The 15,403-nt window shown below is 59.3% G+C and carries 11 protein-coding genes and 1 pseudogene; 9 read left to right on the forward strand and 3 right to left on the reverse strand.

Annotated features, from left to right (window positions below):
• Genes A3220_RS04975 through xylB form a run of 3 tightly spaced genes read left to right on the forward strand, consistent with a single transcriptional unit; the run spans position 1 to position 3,629 of the window.
• On the forward strand, positions 1 to 621 hold the full coding sequence (locus tag A3220_RS04975; RefSeq protein ID WP_062373545.1) for a nucleoside/nucleotide kinase family protein: 621 nt from the start codon (positions 1 to 3) through the stop codon (positions 619 to 621).
• A 36-nt stretch (positions 622 to 657) separates the two neighbouring features.
• Positions 658 to 2,145 carry a mannitol dehydrogenase family protein gene (locus A3220_RS04980; RefSeq protein ID WP_062373549.1) on the forward strand — a complete coding sequence of 496 codons (1,488 nt, stop codon included), beginning with the start codon at positions 658 to 660 and terminating at the stop codon, positions 2,143 to 2,145.
• Positions 2,145 to 3,629 (forward strand): xylulokinase, encoded by a 1,485-nt coding sequence (gene xylB, locus A3220_RS04985; protein ID WP_062373553.1) that lies wholly within the window; start codon positions 2,145 to 2,147, stop codon positions 3,627 to 3,629. Before A3220_RS04980 ends, xylB begins: the two co-directional genes overlap by 1 nt.
• Positions 3,630 to 3,714: 85 nt before the next feature.
• Here the strand turns inward: xylB and A3220_RS16790 are convergent.
• Positions 3,715 to 3,813 (reverse strand): annotated as a pseudogene (locus A3220_RS16790) (cyanate hydratase); the annotation flags it as partial.
• A 142-nt stretch (positions 3,814 to 3,955) separates the two neighbouring features.
• Between A3220_RS16790 and A3220_RS04990 the strand changes: the two are divergent.
• The 4 genes from A3220_RS04990 to A3220_RS05005 all read left to right on the forward strand — a co-directional run bounded on the left by A3220_RS04990 (position 3,956) and on the right by A3220_RS05005 (position 10,839).
• A complete protein-coding gene (locus A3220_RS04990; protein ID WP_062373556.1) occupies positions 3,956 to 5,416 on the forward strand; it encodes a TolC family outer membrane protein in 1,461 nt (486 codons plus the stop codon).
• Between the two features lie 65 nt (positions 5,417 to 5,481).
• The gene (locus A3220_RS04995) at positions 5,482 to 6,759 is read left to right on the forward strand and encodes an efflux RND transporter periplasmic adaptor subunit (RefSeq protein ID WP_062373559.1); all 1,278 of its coding nucleotides are present in this window, start codon (positions 5,482 to 5,484) and stop codon (positions 6,757 to 6,759) included.
• Positions 6,759 to 9,947 (forward strand): efflux RND transporter permease subunit, encoded by a 3,189-nt coding sequence (locus A3220_RS05000; RefSeq protein ID WP_062373562.1) that lies wholly within the window; start codon positions 6,759 to 6,761, stop codon positions 9,945 to 9,947. The genes A3220_RS04995 and A3220_RS05000 overlap by 1 nt, the downstream gene beginning before the upstream one ends.
• Positions 9,948 to 10,164: 217 nt before the next feature.
• The gene (locus A3220_RS05005) at positions 10,165 to 10,839 is read left to right on the forward strand and encodes a hypothetical protein (RefSeq protein WP_062373565.1); all 675 of its coding nucleotides are present in this window, start codon (positions 10,165 to 10,167) and stop codon (positions 10,837 to 10,839) included.
• A gap of 12 nt (positions 10,840 to 10,851) precedes the next feature.
• Here the strand turns inward: A3220_RS05005 and A3220_RS05010 are convergent, their stop codons facing one another.
• A complete protein-coding gene (locus A3220_RS05010; RefSeq protein ID WP_062373568.1) occupies positions 10,852 to 11,778 on the reverse strand; it encodes an alpha/beta hydrolase in 927 nt (308 codons plus the stop codon).
• 70 nt (positions 11,779 to 11,848) lie between these two features.
• On the reverse strand, positions 11,849 to 12,460 hold the full coding sequence (locus tag A3220_RS05015; RefSeq protein WP_062373572.1) for a TetR family transcriptional regulator: 612 nt from the start codon (positions 12,458 to 12,460) through the stop codon (positions 11,849 to 11,851).
• 231 nt (positions 12,461 to 12,691) lie between these two features.
• Between A3220_RS05015 and A3220_RS05020 the strand changes: the two genes are divergently transcribed.
• Complete coding sequence (locus A3220_RS05020) at positions 12,692 to 13,723, forward strand: succinylglutamate desuccinylase/aspartoacylase family protein (RefSeq protein ID WP_062373574.1); 1,032 nt, start codon at positions 12,692 to 12,694, stop codon at positions 13,721 to 13,723.
• 192 nt (positions 13,724 to 13,915) lie between these two features.
• Positions 13,916 to 15,370, forward strand: a complete 1,455-nt coding sequence (locus A3220_RS05025; RefSeq protein WP_062373577.1) for a catalase — start codon at positions 13,916 to 13,918, stop codon at positions 15,368 to 15,370.
• The last annotated feature ends 33 nt before the right edge of the window (positions 15,371 to 15,403 follow it).

The raw sequence follows: 15,403 nt of genomic DNA on the forward strand, positions 1-15,403 counted from the left end.
ATGAGCCCTGATCTTGTTTCGTTAAGCCACCAACTGCTGGATGCCGCCGAAGGCAAGCCGCGCTTTATGGTTGCCCTGGCGGGGCCGCCGGGGGCCGGAAAATCCTACCGCAGCGCGCTGCTCTGTGAAGCGATTAATCAACTGCGCCCAGGGCACGCGGCGGTGGTGCCGATGGATGGCTACCACTTCGATAACGCCGTACTGGGCGATGAGCAGCTGCCTGTGAAAGGTGCGCCCCACACCTTCGATGTGGAGGGCTTGCATCACGATTTAATGCGCATCCGTCGGGCGGATAAGCCGGTGGCCGTGCCGGTCTTTGATCGGCCGCTGGACCTTGCCCGTGCCGGTGGGCGGTTAATCACCCCCGCGCATCGCATTGTGATTGTGGAAGGCAATTATCTGCTATTGAACCAAGATCCGTGGCGTTCACTGCACGCGCTGTTCGACTGGACGCTAATGATCGACGTCGACGACGCAGTGCTCGTAGAGCGGTTGGTGAACCGCTGGCTCTGTATGGGCCAAGACCACAGCGGCGCGCTTGAGCGCACCCACCAAAAAGACATGCTGAACGCCGCGCTGGTAAAAACCAGCAGCGTGCCACCTGACCAGCGCTGGCGCTAGGACGCGCTTGCCCAGCCAATAACCCGGAGAGTGACGATGACCCAGCTTAATAACCACAATGTGGGTTCCCTCAGCGCGGCGGTTGAGACGCCGACCTATGATCGTCAGGCCGTGACGCCTGGCATCGTCCATATTGGCGTCGGTGGTTTTCATCGTGCCCATCAGGCGATGTACGTAGATGCGCTGATGAACCAAGGCGAAGCGCTGGATTGGGGCATTGTGGGCGTGGGGGTCATGCCCGGCGACAAACGCATGCAGCAGGCCCTCGCCGCACAAGACTACCTTTACACCCTCGTGGTCAAGCACCCTAACGGTGAATATCAGCCTCGGGTGATTGGCAGCATGGTGAACTACCTGTTTGCCCCGGAAGACCCCGAGGCGGTGATCGAAACCATGGCCGACCCCGCCATCAAAATTGTCTCGCTCACCGTTACGGAGGGCGGCTACAACTTTCATCCGGTGTCCGGAGAATTCAACCTGGACGCCCCCCAGGTGCGCGACGATCTCGCCCATCCTGAGCGCCCCTCCACCAGCTTTGGCTTGGTGGTGGAAGCCCTGGTACGCCGCCGGGCACGGGGTATTGCGCCGTTTACGGTGATGTCCTGCGATAACATTCAAGGCAACGGCGATGTCGCCAAGCGTATGTTCAGCGCCTACGCCCGCGCCCGCAGTGCGGAGCTGGGCGACTGGCTGGCCGCCGAGGTGGCGTTCCCCAACGCCATGGTAGACCGCATCACGCCAGTGACCGCGCCCACGGATATCGAAGAGCTCTCCCAGCGCTTTGGCGTTGAAGATGCCTGGCCCGTGGTGTGCGAGCCTTTTACCCAGTGGGTGTTGGAAGATCACTTCCCCTTGGGCCGCCCGGCCTTCGAGAAGGTCGGCGTGCAGGTTGTCGAGGATGTCGAACCGTACGAACTCATGAAGCTGCGCCTGCTCAATGCCAGCCACCAAGCGCTGACCTACTTTGGCTATCTGGCGGGCTACCGCTACGCCCATGAGGTGTGCCAAGACCCGCTGTTTGTCGAGTTCTTGCTCGGCTACATGCGCGAAGAGGGCACGCCGACGCTGGCCCCCGTGCCGGGGGTGGATCTAGAAGCCTACCGGCTGACGCTGATCGAGCGCTTTGCGAACCCACAAATCAGAGATACCTTGGCGCGGCTGTGCGCCGAAAGCTCGGATCGCATTCCTAAATGGTTAGTGCCGGTGATTCGCCAGCAGCTTGCCCAGGGCGGTGAGATTGAGCGCAGCGCCGCCGTGGTGGCCAGCTGGGCACGCTACGCCGAAGGCGTCGATGAGCAGGGGCAGACCATTGAGATCGTGGACCGCTTGCGCGAGCCGTTAATGGCCATTGCCACCAATAACCGCACCCATCCAGCGGCCTTCGTGGAAAACCGGGAGCTGTTTGGCGACTTGGCGGACCAGCCTCGCTTCCTTAACGCCTACCTGGAGGCGCTGAAGTCGCTGCATGAACGGGGCGCACGGGCTACTCTTGAGGCTCTGGTCGCGTCCAAAGGAACGTTGTGATGTATATCGGGGTGGATTGCGGTACGCAAAGTACCAAAGTCGTGGTGGTGGATGTAGAGCGGGGCGTCATTCTGGGCGAGGGCAGCCGCCCGCATCGCCTGGATGAAGGGGAGCATGGCCGCCGGGAGCAGGCACCGGCAGAGTGGCTGGCGGCGCTCAAGGGCGCGTTCTTTCAAGCGATTGAGCGCGCCGGGATCGATGCCAAGCAGGTGCGCGGTATTGGTGTGTCTGGCCAGCAGCACGGCATGGTGGCACTCGATGCCGATGGCGTGCCGGTGTATCCCGCCAAGCTGTGGTGCGATACCGAAACCAGCGCTCAAAATAGCGCGTTGGTAGAAACGCTGGGGGGCGAGGCGGGCTGCCTGGAGAAGCTGGGCCTGGTGCTGCAAACGGGCTATACCGCTTCCAAAGTGGCTTGGTTACGCGAGCATCAGCCGGATGCCTACCAGCGTATTGCTACGCTCTTGCTGCCCCATGACTACCTGAATTTCTGGCTGACCGGCGAACGGGTTACCGAGGCAGGCGACGCCTCGGGCACCGGTTACTTTGATACCCGCGCCCAGTGCTGGCAAAAAGAGGTGTTTGCCGCCATTGCGCCGGAGCTCGACCCTGACCGTGTACTGCCTCGGATCATTGACGCCCATGAACCCGCTGGCCGCGTTCGCCCGTTAGTGGCTCAGGAGCTGGGGCTAGGCGATAACGTGGTGGTCTCCTCCGGCGGTGGCGACAACATGATGGGGGCGATTGGCACCGGAAATATTACCCAGGGACTGGTCACGCTCAGTTTGGGCACTTCCGGCACGGTGTGTGCTTACTCACCTAATTCCGTGGTGTGTGACAGCGCCATGGTGGCGAATTTTTGCGCCAGCCACGGGGGGTGGCTGCCGCTGATCTGCACCATGAACGTGACCTCGGCAACGACTCGCGTGCGTGAGCTGTTTGGGTTGGACTTGGCTACCTTTGGCGAACAGGTCGCCAGCGCCCCGATTGGTGCCGATGGCGTCACCGTGCTGCCGTTCTTTAACGGCGAACGGGTGCCCATGCTGCCCGATGCCACCGGCGATTTTCTCGGGTTGACCAGCCTGAATATGACCCAGGCCAACCTCTGCCGAGGCGTGATGGAGGGTGCGACCTTTGGCCTACGCTATGGGCTGGAGCTGCTAGGCGAGCTGGCGGCGGGCACCAGCCAGATTCGATTGATTGGCGGCGGGGCGAAAAGCCCGGTGTGGCGGCAAATGGTCGCTGATATTACCAACACCCAGGTGATTTGCCCCGAGATTACCGATGCCGCCGCGCTAGGAGCAGCCATTCAAGCGGCCTGGTGCGATTTACAACCCGAGGGCGTTAGCCTGGCATCACTCTGCGAGCGTTTAGTGCATCTGGATGCGGCATCGCTAGCGGAGCCTGATGCCGAGCGTGTGGCCGCCTATGAAGGAGCCTATCAGCGCTATTTGGCCGCGCTAGGGCAGCGCCACTCGCTTTAGAAATAACTCTATAAATAACAACGCCAGCACCTTGATCATCGAAGGGTGCTGGCGTTCGTGTATTAGCGTGTTTTATGCAGGCTGCTTACCAGGATTTATAAGGCAGGAACTTGCCGTTCAAGGTGAGCAGCACGCGGTCGCCCTTGGGGTCTTCGATTTTGTCCACTTCCATGGTGAAGTCGATGGTGATCTGCTTGACATCAGTGTTGTACACACAAATCAGGCAACTTCAAGTCTAGCATACATACATGAATGTAACTATAATGCCACTCTTTCATAATGGTGCCGTGCTGCGCCGTCTTACGTTGACACCTAGAGGCAATCCCATGCGACTAGCACACTGGGCAGTCAATGCCCCCTTTCGCCCCCTGTTGTTAGCAGTGCTCACGTCTTCTTTTATCCTGCCAGCTCAAGCGGCGGATCTTGTGACCATCGCCCGCGATGCGCTGCAAAACGATGCCACTCTGGCCGCGGCGCGTGCCCAGCTGCTGGCCGCCGAGGCCGGCACTGACGTCGAGCGTGGCGCCCTGCTGCCCCAGGTCAACACCGACGCCAGCGTCAGCAATACTCGCATCTATTCCCGTCAGCTTTTCAACTTTGGTGGTAATAGCATCGGTGCTAGCAGCTTCGGCACCGACAATAATTACAGTAGCACCAGGCTGAATCTCGATGCCTCGCAGGCGTTGTTCGATGCCACCAGCAGCGCGCGGCTCAACCGCGCCCGGCGTCAGCTCGATCAGCAGACACTGTCGCTGGAGGTGACCCGCCAGCAACTGCTGTTCGACGTGTCCGAGGCCTACTTCGAGATTCTGCGGGCCTACGATATCCTGGAGGCACGGCGTGCCCAGGAGGCTGCCATCGGTCGCCAGTTCGAGCAGGCGCGCGAGCGCTTCAATGTAGGCCTGATCGCCATCACCGAGGTTCACGAGGCGGAGGCCTCGTTTGATCTGGCCCGCGCCCAGCGTATCGCCGCCGAGAGTGCCATGCAGGTCAACTTCGAGGCCCTGGAGCAGCTCACCGGGCGCCGCTACGCAAGCATCGAGGGCCTGGCCGGGGAGTTGCTCATCGATGTGCCCAAGGCCAGGGAGCGCGGCGCCTGGGTCGCGCTGGCCATGGACAATAGCCCTCAGGTATTGTTGGCCGACGCCGGGGTCGAGGTGGCGCATAGCGAGGTTGAGCTGTCGCGTGCCGAGCGTCTGCCGCTGCTGGAAGCCTTCGCTAACTACCAGTATTTCGAAAGTGATCAGGACCAACTGATCGGCAATGACTCCAATAGCCAATTGGGGCTGCGTGCTTCCATGCCGCTCTACACCGGGGGTACCACCTCCGCGCAGATCCGCCAAAGCACCTATAGCCTGGAGGCCAGTCAGTACGACTTCGAGGCTCAGCGCCGCGATACCACCCAGCAGGTGCGTTCGCTCTATACCCAGGTCGTCAACGACGTCACCACCGTGGCGGCGCGGCGCCAAGCGATCGTGTCCAACCGCAGCGCCTTGGAAGCGACTCGCTCCGGCTACGAGGTGGGTACCCGCAATATCGTCGATGTGCTCAATGCCGAGCAAAGCCTCTATAACGCCATCGCCAATTATGCCGAGGCGCGTTACGACTATGTCGTGAATCTGCTGTCGCTGCGTCAGCAGGCAGGGCTGCTCGATGTCGAGGCCATCGAAGAAGTGAACGCGTGGCTCACGGGCGAGGACATCCACTTTATCCTACCGGAAAGCAATGAGCCCGACGCGTATCAGCGTGCAATGGATATTGGTGCACCGCCCACTCCAGGTGCTTGACGTACGCTGTGCATGCCTTCTTGGCGATCAGTCAATGTTTAGAAAAATGAATGGGAATTCGACGCATGAAAAGAGTGATTCACTTAGGTAGAGCGAGTCTAGTGACGCTGATCGCCGCATTAGCGCTCACGGCATGTGGACAGGAGCAGCCACAGGAGCAGCAAAGCCAGCAGCAGGAAGCGCCGCCCCACCCGGTGGAGGTCACTGAGATAGCGCGTCGGGACATACCGCTGGATAAATCCTACCCCTCGCTGTTGCGCAGCGATATTGAAGTGACGCTCGTGGCACGCGTCAGCGGCTTTTTGGAAGAGCGCCACTTCGAACCTGGTCAAATGGTCGAGCAGGGCGACCGTCTGTATACCATCGAGCCGGACTTGTACCAGGCCACGGTGAACCAGCGTGAAGCAGACCTGCAGAGCGCCCGGGCAGAGCTGGCACGCGCCCAGCGGGATGCGCAGCGTTTCGAGCAGCTGCTGAGCCAGAACTCGGTCAGCCGCCAGCAGTACGACCAGGCGCTGGCAGAGCAGCGGGTTGCGCAGGCCAGCGTGGCACAGGCGGAAGCCGCACTCACCAGTGCCAATCTGGACCTGGGATACTCCAACGTCACCGCGCCCGTGTCGGGCATGATCAGCTTGAGCCAGATCAACGTGGGCAACTTGGTGACGTCGGGCACCGAGCTTGCCACGATCACGCCTCTGGATCCGCTGGAAGTGCGCTTTCAGCTACCCCAGCGTGATGCCTTCGAGCTGCGTCGTCAGCTGGCCGACAGCGCCGGTGACATGTCCTCCATTACCGCCCATCTCAGCGTGCCCGGGTTAGCGGGTAGCGCCGGTGGTGAGCTGGCGGGCCGCCTGAATTTCCTCGGTTCCCGCGTGGATACCGGCACCAGTACGGTGCAAGCATCGGCCACGTTCGACAACCCTGACGGGGAAGTACTGCCGGGCCAGTTCGTGCGCGTACGCCTTGAAGGCCTGAAGCGCTTCGACGTCATGGCGGTGCCTGAAATTGCCGTTACCCAAGGGTTGATGGGCCCTCGTGTCTTCGTGCTGGACGACGAAAGCAAGGCGCGTGAGCGGACGGTTCAACTGGGCGATGTGGCTGGTCCCTGGCAGATCATCCTGGATGGCCTGGAGCCTGGCGAGCGCGTTGTGGTAGGTGACCCGGCGGGTATCGAGCCGGGCATGGAGATCGACCCGGTGCGTTTCGATGGCGATGCAGAACAGCTGGTCGATGACGTGGAAGAAGCCGAAGCGCAGGAGCAGCAGGAGCAGGCCGAAGCGGCTGCCGAGATGTCCGAAGGCGCCGGTGATGCGCCCGCGGAAGGGGAAGAGGGTGCCCAATAATGAATTTCTCTAACTTCTTTATCAGTCGTCCGATATTCGCCACGGTGCTGGCGATTATCCTGACGCTGGTAGGCGCGATGGCGATGCGGATATTGCCCATCGAGCAGTATCCCAGCGTGGTGCCGCCTACGGTCTCGGTACAGGCGCAGTTCCCCGGTGCCGATGCGGAGACCGTGGCACAAACCGTGGCCGCGCCCCTGGCGGAAGCCATCAACGGCGTGGAGGACATGCTCTACATGACCTCCAACAGCGCCGATAATGGCACCATGAGCCTGAGCGTGGCGTTCAACATCGGCACGGATGGCGACATCAATACGATCAACGTCAATAACCGTGTTCAGGGGGCGCTATCGCAGCTGCCCGAGGCCGTCCAGTCTCAGGGGGTGACCGTCGAGCTGCGGTCAGACTCGATCCTGATGCTGGTGGCCTTGACCTCCCAGAGCGGTGATTATGACAAGATCTATATGCAGAACTACGCTACGCTCAATATTCTCGATGAGCTGCGCCAAGTGCCTGGGGTGGGTAATGCCGAGGTACTTGGCGGTGGCGAGTTTGCCATGCGTATCTGGATGGACCCTGACAAGCTAGCGCAGTACGACCTTACGCCTAGCGAAGTGGCCAGTGCCATTCGTGCTCAGAACACCGAAATCCCCGCCGGTAACTTGGCCGCTACGCCACAAAGCGAGCCGCGCGCCTATACCTATACGATTACCGCCGGTGGACGTCTCACGAGCACTGACGACTTCCGCGAAATCTTCCTGCGTACCAACCCCGATGGCTCATCGCTGCGTCTGGAAGACGTCGCACGGATCGAGCTGGGTGCCTCCTTTTATGGTGTCGATGCGCGTTTGAACGGCGATGCCATGACGCCGATCATCATCAACCAGCAGCCGGGGGCCAACGCGCTGGAGACGGCCAACTCGGTTCGGGCGACCATGGAAGATCTGGCTGAACGCTTCCCGCCGGGGCTCGAGTACGTGACGCCTTACGATACGACGCTGTTCATCGATGCGTCCGTCGAGACGGTGCTCAAGACGTTCATCGAAGCGTTTCTGATCGTTATCGTGATTCTGTTTATCTTCCTGCAGAACTGGCGCTTTACCGTCATCGCGATGTCGGTGGTGCCGGTGTCGGTGATTGGTACCTTTGCGGGCTTCTATCTGTTCGATTTCTCGATCAACCTGTTGACGCTGTTCGCGCTGGTGCTGTCGATCGGTATCGTGGTGGATGACGCGATTCTGGTGGTGGAGAACGTCGAGCGGGTGCTCAGCGAAGAGGACGATATCAGCGTTCGCGATGCCACCATTCGCGCCATGAAAGAGGTCGGTGGGCCGGTCATCGCCACGTCGTTGATCATGGCGGCGGTGTTCGTGCCGGTCGCCTTCATGGGCGGCTTCACGGGCCAGATCTACCAGCAGTTCGCGATTACCGTGGCGATCTCGGTGGCATTGTCGGCGCTGATGGCACTGACCTTCACCCCGGCGCTGTCCGCGATCTTCATCAAGCACAACCTGCACAAGACCCGTCAGTCCGCTTTCAAGCGTGCGATTACCACGCCGCTGCGCCTGTTCGATCGTTTCTTCGCAGGCTTCACGGCGCTCTACATGTGGTTCGTGAAGAAGCTGGTGCGCTTCTGGGTGCTGGCGCTGGCGCTGACTGTGGCAGTAGGGGCGGGCTCTTATTGGCTGTATGCCAATACGCCCTCCACGCTGGTGCCCGAAACGGACCAGGGGATCGTGCTGGTCAGCGTGTCGCTGCCGGACGCCGCTTCGCTGGATCGTACCCAGAACTACATGGCCGAGCTAAGTGCTGCCATTGAAGATATCCCTGGCGTGCAGTACTCCTCGGCGGTGGCAGGGTATGACATTCTGTCCAGCGCGGTGAATACCGCACGCGGCATCATGTTCATCAACATGAAGCCATGGGCGGAGCGTGAGCTCACTGCCAATGAGCTGGTTGGCCGCATCATGCAGCTGGGTGCCAGTATCGATGGCGGTTCGGCGATGGCCTTCAACGTGCCGCCGATCATGGGACTGTCTACCACCGGTGGTTTCACCGGTTACCTGCAGTCGTTCGACGGGGCGTCTACTCGGGAACTGTATGAAGCCTCGCTGCAAATCATGCAGACCGCGAACCAGCACCCTGTATTGAACCGAGTGTTCACGACGTTCAACGTAAACGTGCCCTCGTACCGGGCGGAGATCGACCAGCAAAAAGCGCTCAGCTACGGCGTCGCGCTTGAGAATATCAATTCGGCGCTGGCGAACACCTTTGGTAACGGGTTCGTGAACTACTTCAGCTACCAAAACCGTAACTTCCAGGTGTACTTGCAGAACGAAGACGAGTTCCGTAAAACGCCGGAAGATGTCAACAACGTCTACGTGCGCGGCGGTAATGGCGAGCGTATCCCGCTCTCTGAGTTCGTCACCCTCGAACGCCAGACGGGGCCTGCGGTGGTGTCGCGTTTTGGGGTCTACGCAGGGGCGCAGTTCCAGGGTAACCCGGCACCGGGCTACAGCTCGGCTCAGGCCATCGAAGCCATGGAAGAAGTGGTGCAGGAGACGCTGGGCGATAACTGGGGCATGGGCTGGACCGGTACGGCGTATCAGGAATCCAACCTGGGGAATACGGCAACGCTTGCGATCGTGTTCGGTATCCTGATGGTGTTCCTGATCCTAGCGGCGCAGTACGAAAGCTGGTCGTTGCCGCTGGCGGTACTGACCGCCACGCCTTTCGCATTCCTTGGCGGTATTGGGGGGATCGTGCTGCGTGGTTTGGATACCAGTGTCTATGTGCAGATCGGCATGCTAGTGGTGGTCGGTCTGGCGGCGAAGAACGCCATCCTGATCGTCGAGTTTGCCGAGCTGCAGCGTAAAGAGCTGGGTAAATCGATTCGCGAAGCGGCGATTACCGCAGCAGAACTGCGCTTCCGTCCGATCGTCATGACGTCGCTGGCGTTTGTCTTCGGTACTTTGCCCTTGGCCTTGGCGACCGGTGCCAGTGACGTAAGTAGTCACCATATCGGTACCACGGTCGCCGTGGGGATGGCATCCGTAGCGATTCTGGGGAGTCTGTTCATTCCCAGTTTCTACGCCATGATTGCCGCAGTATCGGATTGGCTCTACCGCAAGCGCCATCCGAACCAGGAGCGTCAAGAGCAAGCGGAGCTCGGCCACGATAAGGCGTAACCTATCTGGCCAGGCCTACCACGGGCGCCCCCTTTACGGGGCGCCCGTTTTTTTTGCCAGCGTTATGATGCGGGTCAAATCTGCCGCTTCATAAGCGATTAAGATGAGCTACGCTAGTAGTGACCACCGTTTTCAGCTTGTACTAATAAACGCCAATAAATAGAGCTTGGGTCAGGCGAAAACAAGACTGGGCAACGCGCTCAGAGGAGAACACGCCATGCAAACGCTTATCTCTGCTGCTCTGCAGTTTCCTACCATCGTTTTTACCTTTTTATTAGCGCTCATTGCGCTCTATTGGCTGCTGGTGCTCATTCGGCTAGCGCCGTTGGAGCTATTCGAACGCGACAGCTTGCGCGATGATCACATGGCCAGCACGCTCGTTTCGCTAGGGTTTGCTGGCGTGCCCGCCACGCTAGCGCTCAGCGTCTTAGTGCTCTTTGCTGGGGCGCTGTCGCTTGCCGTTGAGCTTTTGGCCCTGCGCTGGATGGCGCTGGGCATGCTTAGGGTGCCGGTGGGGGTACTGGTGGTGTGGGCTGCGCTCGCGGTGGCTTCTCCCATGGCCGCCGCTGTATGCCATGTGTTGCAGCGTGGGCTGCACCGTTATCAACCCTTCAAACGTCGCTGCCTGCTGGGCGCTACCGTCGTGGTGGCAGAGCGCCAAAACGATGAATCTGCCAGCGCTACGCTGCTCAATGAGCCCAGCAGTACGGTCAAATTGCACTGCAAAGCCGGGGACTGCCCGCAGCCAGGGGAGCGCCGTGTGCTGGTGAAATATCTTGCTGAGGAGGGTGCGTACCGAAGCGTTTTAGAGCAGCACTACTTGGACACGCGCGTGCGTATCAATAAGCTTCGTTTGCAGCACAAGCATCACCCTAACGGCTACTCTACCTGACTTCTGTTTGGGTTAATGAAACCAGCGCCGCCACTGCTTCGTCAGCCAACTCAGTAATGAGGACGAAACGGCGGTGCTGGGGGCCGCTGCGCGATGTGCACGTGCCGGTTCGTTGAGGAAGTGGCGAATGGGCGTAACCTGCTCAGGCGTATTGAGCATCGGCGCGTGACCACAGCCCGCTGCGGTCAACGTCGTCAACGTAGGCTGTGCCTCCGCCATCTTGGGAAGCGTCTCGGCGTCGAGCAGGGTCGATGTCTCCCCTCGAATCACCATGATCGGGCAGCGTATATTGGCCCAGTCCGCCCAGGTGTCCCTGGGCGTGTCGTGGATAAACTGCTCGCCGATGCGTGGGTCGAAGTGGTAGGTCCAACTGCCATCGGGCAGGCGGCGGGCACTATGAAGGGCAAGCTCTCGCCACTCCTCGGCGCGAGTAATGCCGAAGCTAGCGTAATGCTTGGTGAGTTCCGCTTTTAAGTCGGCAAAGTTGTTGAACCGATGCGTCACGCCAAAGTAGCTCGACAGAGCGATCAATCCCTCTATGTTCAATTCTGGCCCTACGTCGTTGAGGATCAACCGTGAAATACGCGCGCGATGCTGCTCGTTAGCCGCGATGAGTATCCCTAACAGGCCGCCCATCGACGTGCCGAGCCAGTCCACCTGTTCGAGCTGATAGTGATCCAGTAGTGCGATCGCGATGGTGAGGTAGTGACTGTAGAGATAGTCGTGAGCGGGAAACAGCGACCAGCTCGATAACCCTCGTCCGGGGGTATCGGGCGCGAGGATTCGCCATTCACTGCCCAGCTCTCTTGCCAGCGCAGCAAAGTCGCCGCCGTGACGGGCAAGCCCGTGCCAGGCGATCAACGTGCGTGGTGCATCTGGGTTCCAGATACGAACGGCAATGTCCAGTTCGCGCACGCGAACAAACTCTAACGCATCCATACGGGGTACCTGTCAAAACGGATACGCTCAGTATAGTCCGCTATGCTGCAGCGCAATAGGAAGAGTCAGCTCAGCGGTGTAGCATGGCCATCAGGGCATCGATCAATTCGCCGCCTCGTTCGCGAAGCGAAAAGGCATCCGGGTTGCGCAGCCAGTCGTGGAACAGGCCGCCCAGCGTGGACTGCATGAGCCGCGTGGCCACCTCCGGCGTGACATCGTCGCGTAAAAGCTGTTGCTGTTGAGCGAGCTGAAACACCACGAGCATCTCGTCGAAGCACTCTTCCGCAATTTCGTCCTGCATTTCGATGGGATTGATATCACTAAAGAATTCACAGCGATGCAGCAAAATGGAAAGAATGCGCTGGTGGGAGGGCTGCTCCAAACGGTTCAACCCCGCGTGGCAGGCAAGACGAATGGCATCGAGCGGCGATACGGTTGGGTCGGCGTTATTGACCTCTTCCATCAGCGACTGGAACGGCATGCGCACTCGCTGCACCAGGGCCATGAACAGGTCGCCTTTGTTCTTGAAGTGCCAATAAACGGCGCCTCGGGTAAGGCCAGCATGGCGAGCGATTTGCTCTAACGACGTGCGTGCAACGCCTTTTGCGAAAAACACCTCTTCAGCAGCATCCAACAGCGCTTCGCGAGTTGCAGCAGCCTCCGCTTTGGTTTTTCTTGCCATGAAACCATTACCTCAATATCGACACAGAATGGCGCTATTTTATCTGATGTGACGGCTTTTTTACATTCAAAACTGTATGGATAGGGGGTTAAGTTGATAATGTAGGTTATCAAGCGCGTTACTTGATGCTGAAAAGCGTATAAGAACGATTTAGAAACGCTGTTTTAAAACCCTGAGGCACCGTGTTTTGGCGTGTCAGGCTCCGTCTCAACGTACGTGTAAGGAATGGCAATGGCGCGAGCACCTTTCTCTCTAGCTGGGCATACTGTGATGCCCGGACAACGTTTACAGATCGACGTGCCGGTGGCACGCCTGTATACCCATACGCCGCTGCATATTCCGGTCGAAGTGGTTCACGGTCGCAAAGAGGGGCCGGTGATGCTGGTGTGCGGCGGGATTCATGGCGATGAGATCAATGGTGTGGAGATCGTCCGCCGCTTGCTGCGATCCAAAGCGACCAACAGCCTGCGCGGTACGCTGATTGCAGTACCGGTGGTGAATGTCTTTGGCTTTCTTCAGCAGACCCGCTACCTCCCTGATCGCCGGGATTTGAACCGCTGTTTTCCGGGCAGCGAAAAGGGCTCGCTGGGGGGCCGTATCGCGGCGCTGTTCCGGGAGGAGATCGTCGATCATGCCACTCATATCATCGATTTGCATACGGGAGCGATTCACCGCACTAACTTGCCGCAAATCCGTGCACAGTTGAGTGCGGGCAGCGAAACCGAGCGTATGGCCGACGCTTTTGGCGCGCCGGTCATTTTGAACGCGGAACTGCGCGAAGGCAGCCTGCGCCACTACGCCCAGAACCTGGGCATTCCCGTGCTGACCTATGAAGCCGGTGAGGCATTACGTTTCGACGAGTGGGCGATTGCGCCTGGCGTCAAGGGCATCCTCAGGGTCATGCGCCGACTGGGCATGCTGAGTGGCGAGCAGCGCCGCCGTACCCCTGCCCCCGCCGAGCTGGCCAATGGCTCAAGCTGGGCGCGCGCACCCATCGACGGTATCTTGCGCCCCAAGGTGCGCTTGGGGGCGCGAGTGGCCAAAGGCGAGGTGCTTGGCAAAGTGGCTGACCCATTTGGTAATGACGAAGGCGAAGTGCTCGCCATGGCGGACGGTATTGTGATTGGCATGAGCCGTTTACCGCTGGCTAATGAAGGTGAAGCGCTTTATCACATTGCCCGTTTTGACGAAATTGAAGAAGCTGAAACGGCCATTGAGAGCTTCCAATCTAGCCTGACCCCGCCACCGGATGCGATGTACTAACATCCAGCGCAGCTAATAAACAAAAGCTATTGCTCTAATAGCCAAGTATCTGGTGCCATGGATGGCGCAATACCTCCTTGTTGACTATACCTGTGTGGGGGCCGCTTTAGCTTACATTAAATAGTGTTGCAAAAGCGGTCATTTCCAGTGGTGCAGACCGTGCCATGTCGAGTGTGACAAGGAGGAAGAGCAATGAGCAGTGGTAGCCAGCATCCCACCACTAATGAGTCAGGTATTCCGGTAGCGAGCGATGAGCATTCGCTGTCGGTAGGCGCGGATGGTCCGATCGTGATGCACGATCACTACCTGATGGAGCAAATGGCAGCGTTTAACCGGGAAATGATTCCCGACCGGCAGCCCCATGCGAAAGGCAGTGGCGCTTTTGGTCACTTTGAAATCACTCAAGACGTTAGCCAATACACCAAAGCAAAATTTCTGCAGCCAGGCGCGAAGACCGATGTCCTCATTCGCTTTTCCACTGTAGCAGGGGAGAGCGGTAGCCCGGATACATGGCGCGATCCGCGCGGCTTCTCGATCAAGTTCTACACCGAAGAAGGTAACTTCGACATGGTGGGTAACAACACCCCCGTGTTCTTTGTTCGCGACCCAATGAAGTTCCAGCACTTTATCCATTCCCAAAAGCGTCGCGCCGATAATGGCTTGCGCGACCACGACATGCAGTGGGATTTTTGGACGCTGGTGCCTGAATCTGCTCACCAAGTGGCTTGGCTTATGGGCGACCGCGGCGTTCCCGCCACCTGGCGGCACATGAACGGCTACTCCAGCCATACCTATATGTGGGTAAACGCAGAAGGCGAGCGGTTTTGGGTGAAGTATCACTTTAAAACCGATCAAGGTATCAAGTGCATGACCCAGGAACAGGCTGACCAGATGGCCGGCAGCGATGCGGATTACCACCGCCGCGACCTATTTGAGGCGATCAAGCGCGGGGATTACCCCACCTGGACGCTGCACATGCAGATCATGCCGTTTGAGGATGCCAAGACCTACCGCGTTAATCCCTTCGATCTGACCAAGGTGTGGTCACACAAAGATTACCCCTTGATCGAAGTGGGTAAACTGACGCTCGACCGTAACCCTACCGATTTCCATAGCGAAATCGAGCAGGCCGCGTTCGAACCCAACAACATGGTGCCCGGCACCGGGCTGTCGCCGGATAAAATGCTCTTGGCTCGTTCTATTTCCTACGCCGATGCCCACCGTGCGCGGTTAGGGGTGAACTACAAGCATATTCCGGTTAATACGCCCAAGAGCCCCGTGCATAGCTATACCCAGGGCGGCGCGATGCGCATTCGTCACTCTACCGACCCGGTGTACACGCCCAATAGCAAAGGCGGCCCCAAGGCAGATGGGCAGCGCTACCCGGAAGATGCGGTGTGGTCGACGGATGGGCAATTCGTACGCACCGCGTACACGCTGCGCAAAGATGACGACGACTGGAGCCAAGCGCACACCCTGGTGCGTGAGGTGATGGACGATGCCCAGCGTGACCGGTTGGTTTCCAACGTGGTGGGGCTCCTTTCCGGTGGCGTCACCGAGCCGGTGTTGGAGCGCGCGTTTGAGTATTGGCGCAACATCGATCAAGAAGTAGGCGAGCGTATTGAGCAAGGCGTTCGCGCGCAGTAGCCTCCCAAAAGAAAACGCCCAACGATAAAATCG

Origin of the sequence: Halomonas sp. KX33721 (genome assembly GCF_001596805.1) — a bacterium.
In the GTDB taxonomy this organism is placed as follows: Bacteria; Pseudomonadota; Gammaproteobacteria; order Pseudomonadales; family Halomonadaceae; genus Vreelandella; species Vreelandella aquamarina.